General features: G+C 57.2%; 20 protein-coding genes. 17 read left to right on the top strand and 3 right to left on the bottom strand.

Going from position 1 to position 17,296, the window contains the following annotated elements:
* Position 1: 1 nt before the first annotated feature.
* The 17 genes from WGC32_RS05905 (at position 2) to WGC32_RS05825 (ending at position 15,626) form a co-directional block, all read left to right on the top strand.
* Positions 2-811 (top strand): DNA-methyltransferase, encoded by an 810-nt coding sequence (locus tag WGC32_RS05905; protein ID WP_342681019.1) that lies wholly within the window; start codon positions 2-4, stop codon positions 809-811.
* A gap of 104 nt (positions 812-915) precedes the next feature.
* Entirely contained in the window at positions 916-1,254 is a 339-nt protein-coding gene (locus WGC32_RS05900) for a DUF7768 domain-containing protein (RefSeq protein WP_342681018.1), read from the top strand.
* A gap of 141 nt (positions 1,255-1,395) precedes the next feature.
* Positions 1,396-2,196: a DUF6329 domain-containing protein gene (locus WGC32_RS05895; RefSeq protein WP_342681017.1), complete on the top strand. Its 801-nt coding sequence runs from the start codon at positions 1,396-1,398 to the stop codon at positions 2,194-2,196.
* A gap of 10 nt (positions 2,197-2,206) precedes the next feature.
* The gene (locus WGC32_RS05890; RefSeq protein WP_342681016.1) at positions 2,207-2,515 is read left to right on the top strand and encodes a plasmid mobilization protein; all 309 of its coding nucleotides are present in this window, start codon (positions 2,207-2,209) and stop codon (positions 2,513-2,515) included.
* Positions 2,516-3,844 carry a relaxase/mobilization nuclease domain-containing protein gene (locus tag WGC32_RS05885; RefSeq protein ID WP_342681015.1) on the top strand — a complete coding sequence of 443 codons (1,329 nt, stop codon included), beginning with the start codon at positions 2,516-2,518 and terminating at the stop codon, positions 3,842-3,844.
* A 4-nt stretch (positions 3,845-3,848) separates the two neighbouring features.
* Positions 3,849-4,118: a DUF4314 domain-containing protein gene (locus WGC32_RS05880; RefSeq protein ID WP_342681014.1), complete on the top strand. Its 270-nt coding sequence runs from the start codon at positions 3,849-3,851 to the stop codon at positions 4,116-4,118.
* Positions 4,119-4,194: 76 nt separating this feature from the next.
* Positions 4,195-4,950 carry a PcfB family protein gene (locus tag WGC32_RS05875; protein WP_342681013.1) on the top strand — a complete coding sequence of 252 codons (756 nt, stop codon included), beginning with the start codon at positions 4,195-4,197 and terminating at the stop codon, positions 4,948-4,950.
* A gap of 21 nt (positions 4,951-4,971) precedes the next feature.
* The gene (locus WGC32_RS05870) at positions 4,972-5,922 is read left to right on the top strand and encodes an ArdC-like ssDNA-binding domain-containing protein (RefSeq protein WP_342681012.1); all 951 of its coding nucleotides are present in this window, start codon (positions 4,972-4,974) and stop codon (positions 5,920-5,922) included.
* A 105-nt stretch (positions 5,923-6,027) separates the two neighbouring features.
* Positions 6,028-6,330 carry a hypothetical protein gene (locus tag WGC32_RS05865; protein ID WP_342681011.1) on the top strand — a complete coding sequence of 101 codons (303 nt, stop codon included), beginning with the start codon at positions 6,028-6,030 and terminating at the stop codon, positions 6,328-6,330.
* 37 nt (positions 6,331-6,367) lie between these two features.
* On the top strand, positions 6,368-7,210 hold the full coding sequence (locus WGC32_RS05860) for a phosphoadenosine phosphosulfate reductase family protein (protein WP_342681010.1): 843 nt from the start codon (positions 6,368-6,370) through the stop codon (positions 7,208-7,210).
* A gap of 23 nt (positions 7,211-7,233) precedes the next feature.
* A complete protein-coding gene (locus WGC32_RS05855) occupies positions 7,234-8,967 on the top strand; it encodes a VirD4-like conjugal transfer protein, CD1115 family (protein WP_342681009.1) in 1,734 nt (577 codons plus the stop codon).
* A 21-nt stretch (positions 8,968-8,988) separates the two neighbouring features.
* Complete coding sequence (locus tag WGC32_RS05850) at positions 8,989-9,372, top strand: glutamyl-tRNA amidotransferase (protein WP_462933624.1); 384 nt, start codon at positions 8,989-8,991, stop codon at positions 9,370-9,372.
* A gap of 82 nt (positions 9,373-9,454) precedes the next feature.
* Positions 9,455-10,276, top strand: coding sequence for a hypothetical protein (locus WGC32_RS05845; protein ID WP_342681110.1), 822 nt, complete (start codon positions 9,455-9,457; stop codon positions 10,274-10,276).
* 20 nt (positions 10,277-10,296) lie between these two features.
* Positions 10,297-10,701 carry a PrgI family protein gene (locus WGC32_RS05840; RefSeq protein ID WP_342681109.1) on the top strand — a complete coding sequence of 135 codons (405 nt, stop codon included), beginning with the start codon at positions 10,297-10,299 and terminating at the stop codon, positions 10,699-10,701.
* A gap of 3 nt (positions 10,702-10,704) precedes the next feature.
* Complete coding sequence (locus WGC32_RS05835; protein ID WP_342681008.1) at positions 10,705-11,466, top strand: hypothetical protein; 762 nt, start codon at positions 10,705-10,707, stop codon at positions 11,464-11,466.
* Positions 11,457-13,805, top strand: a complete 2,349-nt coding sequence (locus WGC32_RS05830; protein WP_342681007.1) for a VirB4-like conjugal transfer ATPase, CD1110 family — start codon at positions 11,457-11,459, stop codon at positions 13,803-13,805. Before WGC32_RS05835 ends, WGC32_RS05830 begins: the two co-directional genes overlap by 10 nt.
* 72 nt (positions 13,806-13,877) lie before the next feature.
* Positions 13,878-15,626, top strand: a complete 1,749-nt coding sequence (locus WGC32_RS05825; RefSeq protein ID WP_342681006.1) for a peptidoglycan DD-metalloendopeptidase family protein — start codon at positions 13,878-13,880, stop codon at positions 15,624-15,626.
* Between the two features lie 34 nt (positions 15,627-15,660).
* Here WGC32_RS05825 and WGC32_RS05820 read toward each other — a convergent pair whose 3' ends face one another.
* Genes WGC32_RS05820 through WGC32_RS05810 form a run of 3 tightly spaced genes read right to left on the bottom strand, consistent with a single transcriptional unit; the run spans position 15,661 to position 17,276 of the window.
* Positions 15,661-16,098, bottom strand: coding sequence for a winged helix-turn-helix domain-containing protein (locus WGC32_RS05820; RefSeq protein WP_342681005.1), 438 nt, complete (start codon positions 16,096-16,098; stop codon positions 15,661-15,663).
* 54 nt (positions 16,099-16,152) lie between these two features.
* On the bottom strand, positions 16,153-16,572 hold the full coding sequence (locus WGC32_RS05815; RefSeq protein WP_342681004.1) for a hypothetical protein: 420 nt from the start codon (positions 16,570-16,572) through the stop codon (positions 16,153-16,155).
* Complete coding sequence (locus WGC32_RS05810; protein WP_342681003.1) at positions 16,572-17,276, bottom strand: ABC transporter ATP-binding protein; 705 nt, start codon at positions 17,274-17,276, stop codon at positions 16,572-16,574. Before WGC32_RS05810 ends, WGC32_RS05815 begins: the two co-directional genes overlap by 1 nt.
* Positions 17,277-17,296: the final 20 nt, after the last annotated feature.

The following is a 17,296-nucleotide window of genomic DNA, read 5'->3' as shown; positions in this document are numbered from 1 at the left end:
GATGATGCCTCTGAACCAAAAGAACGAACTTGCTCAAGTTGTAGAAGAATCCACTTTGCCCATCGAACACAACGGCGGGGATGGATGGACCATTCTGCATGGGGACACCCTGCAGATCATTCGTGCGTTCAAGCCCCAGGTGTTTGACGCCCTCATCACCGACCCGCCCTATGCTTCGGGCGGCTGGAAACCCGCAGAGAAAAACCGCACGACCACACAGAAGTACAGCAGCATGGATCCCAAGAACGCCCCGCCCGACTTCGACGGGGACAATCGGGATCAGAGAAGCTGGACCCGCTGGATGGCCGAGTGGTTGTACGATGCCCGCAAAGCCTGCAAGCCGGGTGCGCCCGTCTGCCTGTTCATCGATTGGCGGCAGTACCCCTCCATCACCGACGCTTTGCAATGGGCAGGATGGATCTGGCGGGGCTGCGTGGTGTGGGATAAGATGACCAGCCGCCCGCAGAAAGGGCGTTTCCGCCAGCAGAGCGAATATGTGGTGTGGGGCTCCAACGGCCCCATGCCGGTGAGCCGCCCAGTGGGGTGCCTGCCGGGGGTGTTCCGTTACGCCAATCCGCAAAACCGCACCCATGTCACCGAGAAGCCCCTGCAGCTCATGCGGGACCTTGCGAAAATCTGTGTACCGGGAGGAAGAATTCTCGACCCCTTCTGCGGGGCCGGAACCACCGTGCTGGCAGCCAGGCTGGAGGGGTACGAGGCCGTGGGTATCGAGGTGACCGACGCCTACTACAAACTGGGCTCGGACCGGGTGCGTTTTGCGTTGGAAGCCCAGCCGGAAACCGCTGAATGATCTCCCTGGCTATCCATGTGGATAGCCACCAACGAACCCAAACCCAGGCAGGCTATCCACATGGATAGCCTGCCTGATTACCTAAATAGAAAGGAAACATCGCTATGGAAAAAGCCTTTGCTTATATCTGCACGGCTGCGGATACGGCTCCCCGTCTTCTGAAGCGGTACTGCCGGAAAGTTTACGAGTTGGGATACGTCCCCATCTGCCCTAAATTGAACGATGGACAGTACCTTTCGCTGGACAACGCCGATGAAAAGAGGGATTTTCACAATATTGCCCGCCAGAAGCTGGGCCGGTGCCGGATGCTGGTGGTATGCGGCAAGGAGATCAGCAACTCCATGTCCGCAGAAATCGGAATGGCCGAAAAGAGGAACATCATCTGCACCACACTGGATGGTCTGGCCAGGATCAAGGAAGCTGGCGAGGACAATGCTATCTGACCTGCGGCGCAGGTCGCTTCTTTCCCAGCCGGTGACTGGTTTTGCAAGCATAGCCTTTGGATATCCAAAGGCATTCTTGGGGAGCACCCCAAACCCCCGGCTGCCCGCCATCGGCTGATTTTGTGAAATACGAGGTGAAAAATGAGCCAAAAGCAGTACGCCGCATTTGCGGCAAATATAAAATCATGGGATGCCCTGCGCCAGAAGAAAACAAACTTTGTTCCGGGCGTTCTCAGGGTTGAGAAGGTCATCCTTCTGAGCAAATCGGATTTTGACAAACTCTCGGAGGATATCTCCCCGGATTATCCTTTCCTGCAAGACAACCGGCACCTCCTCAGCGCCGACCCGGGCGGGTTGTTCCGCTGCCTGATGGTACGGGCAGAAGGGCAAGCAGAGCATCTGCTCATCTCACAGCGAAGAAATACCCTGTACCTGGGCTATGGGAAGGACTACCGCAAGGTGGACTTAAAAGGTGTTCCGGTTGAACGCATCGTTTTAGAAGATCCGAAGGTGTACCAGGAACGGGCTGCGTTCCATCATCGGCCCCGCTGCATGGAGGATATCATGGGAGAGCATCCCGGAACCTCTACTCCAGAGCGCAAAACGGGGTTTCGGGTGGAGCAGATCGTCGTTCTCTCCGACGAGCAGTACCGTCAGTTTCAGGAAATCGGCCTTGTGGAAGATCAGATTTTCCTGTTCGAGTACAACGACAAGATGTGGTTTGACCCCGGCGACCTGTGCTGGCACTGTGTGCTCGTCAAAGGTGAAACCAGCAGGGATGGCATCCTGGTGGAAGCGGAGGGGTATTCCTATGCCCGGTACGCCGCCTTTGCCCCGGATTGCAGCAGGCTTCGGCTGCGGGATGCCCCCGTCCACTATGAATACCCAGCAAAAGCGCCGGAGCAAGTGAAAACCCGAAAAAGGAATGAGCCGGAACGCTAAAGGAGTCCACATGAGAAAACGAAACCATATCATTCCCCTCCATCTAAACAAAAAGGAACTGGCTCATCTGGAGGCCCAGGTGAAACTCAGCGGCCTCGCCCGTGAAGAATTTCTGCGCTCCCTCATCATGGGGGCGCAGCTGCAGGCGAGGCCCTGCACCCACCATGCCGACCTGCTTCACAAGGTGGCGGGCCTTTGCAACAACGCCAACCAGCTTGCCAAGGTCGCAAACACCTATGGCGAGGCCAGCCGGCAGAGCGTGGAGGAAATGACCAGCATCGCCCGTGCGGTCTGGAAGGAAGTGAAGGAGAACTGGTAAATGGCGTACACCAGCATTATCCCCGTGCACCGCCTGGACAATAGCGTGGACTACGTTCTGGATGAGAAAAAAGCCTCCCGTTCCCAAAACGCAGACTCCCTGCAGGCGGCGGTGGACTATGCCCTCAACAAGGATAAAACCGAGCAGGATCTGTTCTGCTCCGCCATTGTCTGTACGCTGGATTCCGCCTTTGAGGATATGTGCCAGATTAAAAGGATGTGGCACAAGGAAAAAGGGGTGCAGGGATTCCACCTGGTGCAGAGTTTCGCCGCTGGGGAGGTAACGCCGGAATTGGCTCATCAGATTGGCCGGGAACTTGCGGACCGTCTGCTGGACGGCAGATTTCAAGTGGTCATCAGCACCCACTTGAACACCGGGCATATCCACAACCATTTGGTTTGGAATTCCGTTTCCATCCAAACGGGGAAAAAGTACCGGAGCAATGAAAAAAGCTACGTCACCGGGGTGCGCCGGATCTCCGATGAATTGTGCCGGAAATACCAGCTCTCGGTCATCGACACCGAGAAATCGGAACGGGTGGCCCGCCCCTATGCCCAATGGCTGGCCGAGCAAGAGGGAAAGCCCACTTGGAAAACCGTCATCCAGCAGGATGTAGACGCCGCCATTGCCGCCTCTCTCACGTGGAAGCAGTTTCTGCGGGTGCTGGAACAGCAGGGGTACACCTTCCGCTTTGACCGCAAGTACATGACGTTGAAGCCGCCGGGCAAGGAGCGGCCTGTCCGGTTTAAGACCCTGGGCAAAAACTACACGCCCGAAGCCATCCAGCGCCGCATCCTGTATCCCAGGCGCTCCGTACCGGCTGGGAAAAGAACACCTCCCGCCCATGGGCTGCTTCTTCTCCTTGGGGAAGCGCAGCCCCGCAAGCTCACCGGCCTGCGGGCGCTCTATTATTCCTATTTATATAGGGTGGGAGTGCTTCGCAAGAAACCACCTTACCCCAACTATGCCGTGCGGGAGGATATCCGCAAGTTGGACCAGCGGATCGAGCAGGCTGAGTTCATTTTTCAGCATCATGTAGAGGACCGTGGCCAGCTGGCCAGCCTCCGGCAGCAAGCGGAGGATGAAATCGCCGTGCTGTTAAAGCAGCGCCAGAAACTCTACCGCTATGAGCCGGACTCCCCCCAGATCAGCGCCCTCACCGAGAAACTCCGGCAGCTTCGCCACACCGCCAAGCTGTGCCGGAACATCGAAACCCACTCTGTGGAGATGGAACAGCGCCTGCTGGCGGCCCAAGAGGAAGATCGCCAGCGTCAGGAACGGGAAGAAAAACAGCAAGAACGTAAAACGAAAGACGGACCCAGGAGGTGATCGATTGAACAGGATCCCCAGTAGAGAACAGGTGGAACGCCTCCGGCAGCGATATCCTGCCGGAACCCGTATCGTCCTGCACTCCATGGATGACGCCCAGGCCCCGCCGCCTGGCACCATGGGTACGGTTGTCTATGTAGACGGTATGGGGCAGCTCGGAGTCGAATGGGACAACGGTTCCGCCCTGTCTCTTATCCCCGGTGAAGATTCCTTCTCCAAGGTCTTCGCACCGGAAAAGGAAAAACAGAAACGCTCCCGTGATTTGGAGCGGTGAAAGCGAGGTGATTTGACTGAACTACGGAAGCGATCCCGCCGACCAAATCGTCCGATTTACCCTTGAGGGTACCGAGGTGGCCCTCAAGCTGTCGGGGTTGGCGGCAAAGAATTTTGCGCTGTTCGTCTATGCGGTATTAAAGGATCAGAAGAAAACCCGTGGTAAAACGCGGCTGGTACGGATGCTCAAAGAACAGCGCCCTTTCAAATTCTTTAAGGTGCCGGTAAGTTATATGAAGGAATTTGCCAGGGAAGCCAAGGAGCACGGGCTGCTGTACGTCCCCATTCGGAACCGGCAGAAGTCTGACCGCATCGAGGTAGTCGTGTTTGCCGATGACGCCTCCAAGATCCAGCGCATCTATGACAACCTCGGCCTGGATTACGTTGCGGCCCAGGCTGGTGACGCCACTGTGGAGAAAGCGCCTGTGCAGGAGAAACAGCCTCCCGCCGCCGCTGCCCCCAGCAGAACGGAAACCGTCCAGACCGAGCATGGCGCAGTGGAATTTGAGGTGGGCGGCTTCGAGGATGAGATTGAACTCTCCTCCGTACCGGACCAGGAGGAAGGGGCAAATTTTACTCCTGGCCGGGAGAAGGACCCTGTGCAGGGGGAGGCGGCAAAGAGTCCGTCAGAGAATTCCTCGCCCGACAGAAGTTCTTCGCCCGGTCCAACCGGCAGTGAGCCGGCACCTGAGCAAAAGCCCTCCGTGAGAAAACAGCTGCAGGAGATCCGGCAGGAGCAGGCCCAGAAGAAGGAGGAACGGGCCAGGCAGCCCCAGCGTGAGCACGCTGCGCCCAGCCGCAGCAGGAAAAAGAAAAAGCAGAAAGGAAGGTAATGCAGTATCGATTTAAGTACATTGATTGGCAGGCAGCAGGAGCAGCAGCCCCAGCAGCCCCAGCAGGAGACGCCCCGCCTTTCCAAAGAGGAATACGCTGCCATGCGAAAGGCGGAACGGGAAGAACTTCAGGCACGGGTGGACGCCCAGGCCCAGGAGGTGTTCCGGGATGACGCCTCCATGAAAGGGTTTCTCAATTTCATGGCACAGTGCACCCCGCAGAGCACCCGGAACCTTCTCATCCTCTATGAACAGGATCCCACCATCACCCACCCCCGTACCTTCGACAAGTGGAAAGAAGCCGGGCGTTCCCTGCGAAGCGGTGTGACGGGGTATGCGTTCTACGCCGACCAGGAGTATGAACGGGAAGATGGCACCAAGGGCAGCGGCTTCACCATCACCAAAGCCTTTGACATCTCTCAGACCAGGGGCCAGCAGCCCCTGCCCTCCCAGCAGCGGCTGCCGGAGGAGATCATCGCCGCCCTGGTGGAGCAGAGCCCTGTTCCGCTGGCCATTTCCGATCAGCTGCCCCAAGGGGTGCAGGCGCAGTATGTCCCCAAGCAGCGCACCATCTATGTGAGAAACGGGATGGATGAAACCGCTACGATCTGCGCCATTGCCCGTGAGCAGGCTCATGCCGGTTTTGACACCGTAGGCAGCGGCTACTACCGGCAGGCGTATGCGCCCCAGGCCTATTGTGCGGCCTATGTGGTGGCGCAGAAACTTGGGCTGGACACCTCCGCTTTCCACTTTGATAAGGTGTGCCAGACCTGCGCCGGGATGGAAGTCCAGGAGAAGAAGGGATTCATCAGCGACGTCAAGCGGGCGGCCTATGCCATCAACCGGGATATGCAGCGGAGTTTTCGAGAGATGGAGCAGGCCATCCAGCCGGATGAATTCTCCGTAGAGTCTCCCAAGCCCGCCAAAACGCCCAAGGCCAAAGAGGACAAGGAAAAGGAAGCGGCCAGATAACGGCTCCCGCCGAGAGTTTTCCGTTTGTTTTCTTCTGTGCGGTAGCTTTCTACAAGGCGTTGTGATATGGTGATGATGAAAAGCTACAGAAAGGCAGGGGTACCTATGGAAAAGCAAAGGATGCTCAAGATGAGCCAGCTGGAACAGGATATGCTGGTCAAGGCCCTTTGCGATACACAGAATGATGTGCAGCCTGAACAGGCCGAGGAAATGCGTTCCCTTGCTGCGAAAACCGTCCGTGCTCCCCGCCGCAGGCTGTACCTGAGCGATGAGGAATTCGGGCGGGCGGTACAGGCCCTAAACCGGAAGCGCAACGCCTATCTGTCGGCAGGACGGAGCAGCGTGGGGTTTGACCGCATTCTCCTCAAGCTGTTGAACAGCAAGTATCGGCACACGCCGGTCAGATAAATCCATTCACTCCCCCCGAAGCCTGTGGGTTCTCCCCATGGGCTTCGGGGGGCTTTTTTGTTTTCTGCAGAAAGAAGGGATCTATAAGAAAAGCACAAAACACGTAATTTCATTCTCCGGCGGGAAAGACAGCACCGCTCTGCTGCTGCGTATGCTGGAGGAAAAGATGCCGGTGGACGTGATCCTTTTCTGTGACACCGGATTGGAGTTTCCTCAGATGTACGAGCACCTGGACAAGGTGGAGCAGTACACCGGCAGGGCCATCACCCGGCTGAAACCGCCCCACAGCTTCGAATACTTTTTCTATGAGTATTCGCCGGAGCGTAAAAACCCGGCCCTGTCTAAATACCGTGGTTTCAGCTGGCCCGGCCCCAAGCAACGCTGGTGTACCGGACGGTTGAAGCAGCGGGTCATTGGCGCTTACTTGAAAGAACTGAAGCAGGAATACCACATCGCCCAATATGTAGGCATTGCCGCCGACGAAGCCCATCGGGTGCGGGAATACCACTACCCCTTGGTGGATTGGGGCATGACCGAAGCCGACTGCCTGCGCTACTGCCGGGAGAGAGGGTTCGATTGGGGTGGCCTGTATGATGTTTTCCGGCGTGTGTCCTGCTGGTGCTGCCCCTTGCAGCCGCTCAGTGGACTGCGGAAACTCTACGCCCTTTTTCCAGAACTGTGGAAAAAACTCCGAGCCATGGACGACCATACCTGGCGGCAGTTTCGGGCGGATTACTCTGTGCGGCAACTGGAACTACGCTTTCAGTTCGAACAGCAGTGCCAACAAGCCGGCATCTCTCTCACAAGCCGTGAGTTCTTCCGCCTGCTGAAAGAGCATCTTCAAAAGCAGGAAGGGGTGGGTGTTCCTTCGACGGTATAGCTGCACGGAAGAATCCATGGTGGGTGTGGCTGCTGCCGCTGCCCATCGTTTGGTGGGCTGCCCTTTTGGTGGCCGGAAGCTGGAGCGCCGGGATGAACCTCGTGGACCTGCTGGGGAAGCTCTCCGCAGCCATGAACAATCCTTTTGCCATCCACTGGACGGAGTATTCCGCCCGGTGCCTGCTGTTCTTTACCATGGGGTATGGGATCGTGGCGCTGACGGTGACCTCCAGCCGGAAGAACCGCCGCCGTGGGGCGGAACACGGCTCCGCCCAGTGGGGCGATGTGTTCCAAATCGCCAAGCGGTACCGGGATAAGAAACACCCGAAGGAAAACCTCATCCTGACCCAGCACTTTCAGATGGGGCTGGATGCGTACCGGCACAAGCGCAATACCAACGTGCTGGTGATTGGGGGCAGCGGCGCCGGCAAAAGCCGCTCCTATGCCATTCCCAACGCCCTGAACTGCGGGAACTGCTCCATGGTCATCTGCGACCCGAAATCCGAGATCCTGCGGAAAACCGGAGGAGCTCTGAAAGCCAATGGCTATGAGGTGCGGGTGTTCGACCTTCTCAGCCCCGACACCTCCTTCTGCTACAACCCTTTAGCCTATGTGCGGGATGACAAAGACGTGCTTCGCCTCATCGAAACCCTCATCCAGAGCACCACCCCGCCTGGGGCACAGAGCAGCGACCCGTTCTGGACCAAGTCGGAAACGGCGCTGCTGCAAGCCCTCGTCCTCTATCTCATGCACGAAGCCCCAAAAGAAGAACAGAACTTCGCCATGGTGATGGAGATGCTGGCCGCCGCCGAGGTGCGGGAGGAAGATGAGGAATACGAGTCGCCCTTGGACATCCTGTTCGCCCGTCTGGAGATGCGGGACCCGGAGAGCATTGCCGTGAAGCAATACCATGTGTTCAAAATGGGGGCGGGAAAAACTCTAAAATCCATTTTGATTAGTGTTGGCGTCCGGCTGTCCGCCTTCAACCTGCCGCAGATCGCCCGGCTCACCTATACCGACGACCTCCATCTGGAGGAACTGGGTGAAAAGAAGGTGGCCCTGTTCTGCTGCATCCCGGACTCTGACCGAAGCCTCAACTACCTGGTGGGCATGATCTACGGGCAGCTCATCCAGACGCTGTACTATGTGGCAGACCGGAAATACAAGGGCCGCCTGCCGGTTCCGGTGCATCTCCTCATCGATGAAGCGCCCAACATTGCCCTGCCTACGGACAACTTCCTGCCTTGGCTGTCCACCATGAGAAGCCGTGCCATATTCTGCAGCTACATCGCTCAGAATATGGCGCAGATCAAGGCGCTGTTCAAGGAGCAGTGGGAGTCCCTGGTGGGGTTGTGCGACGAATTCCTCTACTTGGGCGGCAACGAAAAGGAAACCCACAAGTACGTCTCCGAGCTCATGGGCAAGGAAACGCTGGATACAAACACCTACGGCCACAGCCGTGGGCGAAGCGGCAGCTTCAGCGTCAACGACCAACAGACGGGCCGGGAACTGCTCACCCCCGATGAAGTGCGGATGCTGGACAACCGCAAGGCGATTTTGTTCGTCCGTGGGGAGCGCCCCATGCTGGACGATAAGTACGACCTGATGCGCCACCCCAATATCCGGCTTACCGAAGATGGGGGCGCTGCGCCCTACGACTATACCCAGGCGAAAGACGCCGCAAACGATCTCGATTATTCTCCGGAGCAGTACGAGGATTTCGAACTGCTGGATCCGGAGGACTTTTTGAAGCCTTAAACTACACATTGAATTGGAGGAATGCTTCTGAAGAATATTCTGCATCATTGGATTTCCAAGAAAAATCGCAGCAAGAAGAACGACAGGCCCCAGGGCGCCCTGCCCCTTGGCAGAAAGGGCCGCTATGGTTTTTCCGCCTACGTAGCCACCGTGCTGTGTGTTGGCTGCCTGTCTACCACTGCTTTCGCCGCCAGCGATCCGCTGACGGTAGTGAACAATCTCTCCACCTTCATCTTTTCCCTGATCCGCGCCATCGGCCTGATTCTGCTGGGCTGGGGCGTGGTGCAGGTGGGCCTCTCCTTCCAGAGCCATGACCCCTCCCAGCGTTCCCAGGGCTTTCTCACCCTGGCGGGCGGCCTGGTCGTGACCTTTGCCAAGGAGATCCTCGACCTCATTACGGCCTGAGTTTCTGTGTTCCGGCAGCGGGGGCGTCCGCAGGGGCGCTCCCGCCTATTTTTTCTAAAGGAGGTGACCAGCCGGAAACTGGATCATAGATAACCTGAATTCGGCGCTGGAAACATGGAACGACAAGCTGGCTGAAATCTGGACCTTGCTCACCCAGGACCCCGCCACCTTCAAAGGCGGTGGGATTTGGGGCGTCATGCTCAACATCAACGATGCGCTGAAAGCCATTGGCCTTGGCTTGCTGGTACTGTTCTTTGCAGTTGGTGTAGTCAAGACCTGTTCGAGCGTGGCCGATCTGAAGCGCCCGGAACACGCCCTCAAACTGTTTGTCCGCTTTGCCCTGGCAAAGGCGGCGGTGACCTATGGCCTGGATCTGATGCTGGCGGTGTTCCGCATTGTCCAGGGCATGGTTTCCACCATCATCACCCAATCGGGCCTGTCGGGGAGCACCGGCACGACCCTGCCCCAGGAGATTATCGACAAGATCAACGATGTTGGCTTTTGGGATTCCATCCCCTTGTGGGCGGTGACCCTCTTAGGTGGCCTGTTCATCACAGTTTTGTCGTTCATCATGATTCTGACGGTGTATAGCCGGATGTTTAAACTCTATATGTACACCGCCATCGCCCCGGTTCCGCTCTCCAGCTTTGCGGGGGAACCCACCAGCAATGTGGGGAAAAACTTCCTTCGCTCCTACGCCGGAGTGTGTTTGGAAGGGGCCATCATCGCATTGGCCTGCATCATTTTCTCCGTCATGGCAACCTCCCCGCCTGCGGTGGATCCCAATGTCTCGGCGGTGACCGCCGTGTGGAGTTATGTGGGCGAGCTCATTTTCAATCTGCTTGTCCTCGTAGGCGCCGTGCGGATGAGTGACCGCATCGTCAAAGAAATCTTGGGCCTGTGAGCCGGAAGGAGTGAAGCATTATAGAAGTAAAAGTGCCAAAGGAAATCCGGGATTACCAGGAGTCCATCTTTTTCGGCCTCTCCACCAGGCAGTTCCTCTGCTCCCTTCTGGCGGTGGGCGTAGCGGTGGGCATCTACTTCGGCCTGCGCCCCTTTGTGGGGAGCGAGGAAGTTGACTGGATGTGCATCCTTGGGGCTGCGCCCTTTGCCGCCTGCGGCTTTTTCAAGTACCATGGCATGACTGCGGAAAAGCTGGCCTGGGCCTGGTTTAAGTCGGAATTCCTGTACCCGAAGAAGCTGGTGTTTCAATCCGACAGCCTCTACTATGAGGCAATGGAGGAAGCCTTTGCGGAGGGAGAGAAGCCTCCCCGCAAGCGCAAAAGCCGCAGGCCCCAGCCACCAGCTGGGAAAGAACAGGGGGAATAAGGCATGGAGATGAACATCCACTCCATCCTCCCGGAGGAAATCGCCGCCATGGGCGGGCATAGCAACCGTGTGCTGAATGAAAAAACCGGCTGCATCGGCTATCTGACAGCCAACCTCAATGCCAGCGCCCCGGAGTTTGAAAGCTCCTGGCATGACCGCACGCCCCGGCTCAACACCCCGGAATTCACCGACGATTTCAACGACATGATGGATACCCTGCGCCAAGGGATCCTGAAAACCCCCGCAGAACTGCGTGCTTATTGTGCCGCTCACCCGGACAGCCTTCTGCAAGACAACCCCAGCGCCGATACACGGCATGGGTTTCGCATCAATACCGGAAGGTACTCCTACTGGATGGTCTGCTCGTTCCTCTCCACAGACTGCCGGTTGTGGATAAACGCCTTTTCGTTCCTTTCGCTGGATCACTACATGAGGGAGGCCAGAAACGGCATCCCCATTTTGGATTTGCAGGGCCATGAGCGGTTCCGGATGCCGAATGGAGGAAAACTGAAAGCCGTGTCTCCCAGCGGGCGTTCCAGCTTCTGGACCATCCGCTATTTGGACACGGAGCAGGCGGTGCTGTTCGATGAACTGCGCCAAAGCTCCATCCACGCTGTTCAGGAGCTGCCGGAGTGGGCGGCAAAAACAGACTTCATCTGCTGCCGCTGGATCCGCCCATGCGGGCCAGCCACAAGCCGCACCGCAAAGGGCAGGAGCGATAATGCCCAACACAAAAATCTCTTAGAAAAGGACGGATGCCTATAATCAAAACGCTTACCAAAGCAACAAAGTTGGAAAAAGAGAAGTTCAAAATTCCCAAATCCGTACAGGACGCCATCCCCATCCAGCGCATCTGGCCGGATGGGATTTTTCAGGTGGGGAGCCGATTCTCCAAGACCTTCTCCTTTACCGACATCAATTACAGCATTGCCAGCAAGGATGATAAGACCGCCATGTTCCTGGACTATTCAGAGCTCCTCAATGCTCTGGATTCCGGGGCCAGCGCCAAAATCACCATCCACAACCGGCGAATCGACAAGGCGCAGTTCGAGAAATCCCTGCTGCTCCCCATGCGGGAGGATGGCCTGGACCATTTCCGCAGGGAGTACAATGAAATGCTGCTCTCCAAGGTTACCGGCACCAACAACAGCGTCGTGCAGGACCGCTACATTACCATCACGGTAGCCAAGCGGAATATCGACGAAGCCCGCACCTATTTCTCCCGTGTGGGTACGGACCTCATCAATCACCTGTCTCAGCTATCCTCGGTGGGACGGGAACTGGACGCCGCCGCCAGGCTGCAGCTGTTCCGGGATTTCTTCAAGGGCTCGGAGCCTGCGGTCTTTGCCTTCGACCTGCGAGAGCACATGAAAAAGGGCCACAGCTTCAAAGATTGGCTCTGCCCTGACTCCATGGAATTTCAGAAGGACCACTTCCGCATCGATGAGCGATGGGGCCGGGTGCTCTACCTGCAGGATTACGCCACCTATATCAAAGATTCCATGATTGCCGAACTCTGCGACATGGACCGCAGCCTTATGCTGTCCATCGACGTCCTGCCGGTTCCCACCGATGAGGCGGTGAGGGAGATTCAGAACAAGCTGCTGGGTGTGGAGACCAATGCGGCCAACTGGCAGCGGAAACAGAACGCCGCCAATAACTTCTCCGCCGTGCTGCCCTATGACATGGAGCAGCAGAGGAAGGAAACCAAGGAGATGCTGGACGACCTCACCAACAGAGACCAAAGGATGATGTTCGGCCTGGTGACGCTGGTGCATCTGGCCGACACCAAGGAGCAGCTGGACTCGGATACCGAAACCATCCTCACCGTGGCCAGAAAGCATCTGTGCCAGATGAGCACGCTGCGCTGGCAGCAGAAGGATGGTCTGGACACCGTTCTGCCTTACGGCCTGCGGAAGATCCATGCCCTGCGTACCCTGACCACAGAGAGCACTGCGGTGCTGATTCCCTTCCGTGCCCAGGAGATCCTCCAGGGCGGCGGCATCTACTACGGACAGAACGCTGTTTCCAAGAACATGATTGTGGCGGATCGCCGCAGACTTCTCAACGGGAACAGCTTTCGTTTGGGTGTCAGCGGATCCGGCAAATCCTTCTCCGCCAAGGAGGAGATCGTCAGCATCGCCCTGTCCACCGATGACGATATCCTCATTCTGGACCCCGAATCCGAATTCGGCTTCCTGACGGAAGCGTTGGGCGGCGAGGTGATCCGGGTGTCGGCCTCTTCCGATACCCACATCAATGCGCTGGACATGGACAAAGCCTATGGGGATGAGCGCAACCCGCTGATTGAGAAATCCGAGTTTATCCTCTCCCTGTTCGAACAGCTGGTGGGCGCCGGAGGTGTTTCCGCCAAGGAGAAATCCATCCTGGATCGCTGCACCTACGACGTGTACCGGGAGTACATGGCCAACAACTATCAGGGCGAGGTACCCACCCTGAAGGATCTGTACCATTCCCTCCTGAAGCAGCCGGAGCCGGAGGCCAGGGGGCTTGCCCTTTCCTCCGAGCTCTTCATCACCGGCAGCCTCAACACCTTTGCCCAGCCCACCAATGTGGATACCAAGGCGAGGATTATCGCCTACGATATCCGGGAACTTGGGGAGCAACTCATGCCCATTGGAATGCTGGTCACGCTGGACGCCATCTTCAACCGGGTGATTCAGAACTGGAAGAAGGGCAAGACCACCTGGGTGTTTGCGGACGAGTTCTATCTGCTGTTTCGCTATCAGTACAGCGCCGACTTTTTCTACAAGCTGTGGAAGCGCATCCGCAAGTACAACGGCCTCGTGACAGGGCTCACGCAGAATGTGGAGGAACTGCTCCGTTCCGATACCGCCCGCCTTATGCTGGCGAACAGCGAATTCCTCATCCTGCTGAATCAATCCGCCACAGACCGTGATGAGTTGGCGGGCCTCCTGCACATCTCCGACACCCAGCTGGGGTACATCACCAATGTGTCGGCGGGCTGCGGCCTCATCCGCTGCGCCGGGAACATCGTCCCCTTCGAGAACAGCTTCCCCCGCAACACCCGCCTGTACCAGCTGATGACCACCAAGCCGGATGAAGCCCTGAGAGGGGTGTAACATCCATGAATCTGCCATTCCCCAGGGGGCCTCCTTCGGCCCCCTGTATTCTTTTTTGCAGGAGGTATGCCTTTGAAAGAAATAAAGACCAAACCGGAGGGCGGCAACCCCAAACTGCTGGAGAGCGCAGCCAAAGCCCCGAAAACAGCTATGAAGGATTTGTGGCTGAAGTCCAAGGAGAAATCCGTTTCCGAGATAAAGGAAACGCCCTTCGCCAGCCAGCAGGGGGAGTCCTCCAATGCCCCGGCCAACACTGCCGGGGAGCAGATGCTGTCCGGCATGGAGAGCACTGCCAAGAAGGGAGCGGATTTGACCTATCGGGGCGGCAAAAAGCTGGCGCAGACCACCGCCAAAAAAGTGCGGGAGAAACGTGAGGTGGCCCGCATACGCAAGCGGGCCGAGGGTCCCGCCTCAAAAGCCGCATCCCAAACGGGAAACGCCGCCAAGAGTGCGGCCTCCAAAATCAAGACCAAGAACGCTGTGGTGAAGGGTGTCAAGGGGAAGCCGGCAAAAGCGGTAAAGACAGCCAACAGGACCCTGAAGGGAGTCAAGCAGGGCGCCAAAAGCATCAAGACCGCACAGAGATCCGCTAAGGTAGCGCAGAGAACAGCCCAGGCCACCGCAAAGGCGGCAAAGGCAGCCGCCCATGCCGCCAGAGCCGCAGCGAAAGCGACGGTCACTGGGGTCAAGGCGGCTGTTAAGGTGACTGCCACAGCTATAAAAGCGACCATCGCGGCGGTGAAGGGGTTGATTGCCGCCATCGCTGCCGGTGGCTGGGTCGCTGTGGTGATCATCCTGCTGATATGCCTGATTGCTTTGATTGTCGGCTCCTGCTTCGGCCTGTTCTTCGGTTCAGAGTCCACTGGGACCGGGACCAGCGTGACCCAGGCGGTGGCTGACCTCAACGGAGAATACCAGGCGCACATTCAGGAGATCGAAGCCGCCAACCCCCACGACAGGCAAGAGGTCACCTCCAACGACGGGATACTGTCTGTTAATTGGGAAGATGTCCTTGCGGTATTCTCCGCAAAAGTGACGGGCGCAGAAGATGGCTCCCAGGTGGCCTCGCTGGACGATGCCCAGGTGGATGAACTGCGGAGTATCATGTGGGAGATGAACGCCATCAGCTACACCACCCGCACAGAGAGCAGTTCTGTGGAGGTGACTTCCACAGATGAGAACGGAAATGAGGTTACCAGCACGGAGACGGTGACGGAAACCATTCTGGAAATTACCATCACCCACAAAACACCGGAGGAAATGGCCCAGCAATACAGCTTCAATGACCGGCAGAACGAATACCTGGCCTTGATGACAGAGCCGGAAAATGAAAACCTGTGGGCGGAATTGCTGGGCGGTTACGTCAGCGGCGGGCAAATCATAGACCCCAATACCAACTGGGAAGGAACGGGCATCTTCCAATGGCCGCTGCCTCAGAGCTACACCATCACCTCTTGGTTCGGCTACCGGGCGGATCCCTTTACCGGGGAGATCGACTACCACAGCGGCACCGACATCGGCGCTCCGGGCGGCACCCCCATCCTTGCGGCTGCGGATGGCACCGTCACCATCGCCAACGGGATAGACTCCTGGGGCGGCGGGTACGGGTACTACATCAAAGTGCGCCACAACGACACCTACGAAACCCTGTATGCCCACTGTTCCTCCATCTGTGTGGTGGCAGGCCAGGAGGTCAAGCAGGGCGAGGTGATTGGCTATGTAGGCACCACCGGGAACTCTACCGGAAACCATCTCCACTTCGAGGTGTGGCAAAACGGGCAGCGCACCGACGCTCTCAGCTTCTTCAGAGCCAAAGAGTAAAAGGAAGCAGCAGCCTGAACCAGGCTGCTGCCCCTCATTTCTTTCTCTCGAAACTGTATCCCACATCACGGATGCACCGCAGGTAAACACCGGAATCCGGCTTCAAATTCAGCTTGCGCCGGATGGCCTGCACATGGTGACTGACCAGCTTCCGGGCCTCCCCATAGTCTGGCTCCTGCCAAATCCTCTCGTAGATTTGGCTGTGCGTTAAGACATGGTTAGAGTTTTGGAATAAGTACAGAAGGATTTCATATTCCGTCTTAGTAAGGGGGATCTCCTGCTCATTTCGATACACCCTGCGTTGTCGTGGATAGATTTCAAGCCCTGGAAGAGAGATGATGGAGTCCTTGTTCTGTTTGCAGTTCTCGATTTCGGGATGATCCTGCAAAAACGAAAGAAAGTCCTCAAAAACTTCCCCATCCTCTTCCTGCAGTTCCAGAATAATGACTCGTCTAATTCTATCACCCCCCATGCTTATGAACGAGATTCTGTTTGCCCTTCGTGCTGCTGCATGAGGACCCTTGATTTACTTGTCTTGCTCCCGAAATTCCCAGCCTTCCCAATCGTCATCGTCCTCCTCCGGCTCCACCTCTTCCGTAAAGGTGGAGCCAGGGGCCTCTACCGGGGCGTTGAGCATATAGGGCGTGACCTGTACCGGCGCTTCGCTCTTGAGCGCCAGCACCTTGGGGGCTGCCTTGCCGCAAAACACCATGGCGGCGGCAAAGGCGAAATACTGCACACAGCTTGTAAGGTAGAGATTCACAATGGCCAGTTCATTGCCCTGCACAGGGACGCCCTGCTCAAGTTGCCGGGAAATGTTTTGATGGCAGGCTGCCAGGGAGACAAAAGCTGTAATCAGCAGCACCACCGCAAGAACATAAAATGCGACGGAAAGGATAGTCCCTTTTTTCGAGGGCTTTGTGATTGGATTGCTGTCCATCTCCATCAATGCGCCCTCCTTTCACTGCGGGGAGCGTTGTTTCTGCGAGATTGGGGCTGGGCGGCTCCATCTTGAACGCGCTCCAGAACCTGCAGCTCACCCTTTTTTAGACGGAACACCACATCGGCCTGCTTCGCCAGCTCATTGGAGTGGGTAACGACTACCACACACTTGTTCATCTTGTGGGCGCTCTCTTTAAGAATTTCCGTGATGTCCTGGGCGGTGTCCTCGTCCAGATTGCCGGTAGGCTCATCGGCCAGGATCACCGGGGCCTCGCTTGCCAGGGCGCGGGCGATGGCCACCCGCTGCTGCTGGCCGCCGGAGAGTTTCAGCACATTGCGCTTCGATTCCTCTTTCGTCAGCCCCAGGCGCTCCAGAATGGGCAGCGGCGGCAGCTTGGAAGTCAGGGACACGTTCTCCGTAGGAGTCAAGTAGTCGATGAGGTTGTACGCTTGGAAGATAAACGCCACATGGTTTTTCCGGTGGTCGGAAAGCCCCGTCTTGGCAATGTCCTGCCCATCGAAGTAAATCTGGCCACTGCCGGGGCTGTCCAAGCCGCCGATCAGGGAAAGCAGGGTGGTTTTGCCACAGCCGGAAGGCCCCAGGATGGCGTAGAGTTTGCCTTGTTCCATTTCGGCGTTGACGCCTTTTAAGACTTTCTTTTTATTATCGTAGGAATATCCCACTTGCTTGATTTCCATGATACTCATAGTGATTACCTCATTTCGTT

Source organism: Zongyangia acetica, from assembly GCF_038739695.1.
Taxonomy (GTDB): domain Bacteria; phylum Bacillota; class Clostridia; order Oscillospirales; family Ruminococcaceae; genus Zongyangia; species Zongyangia gallinarum.
Note: the sequence above shows the minus strand (reverse complement) of the source record. Positions and strands in the feature narration are given on the sequence as shown.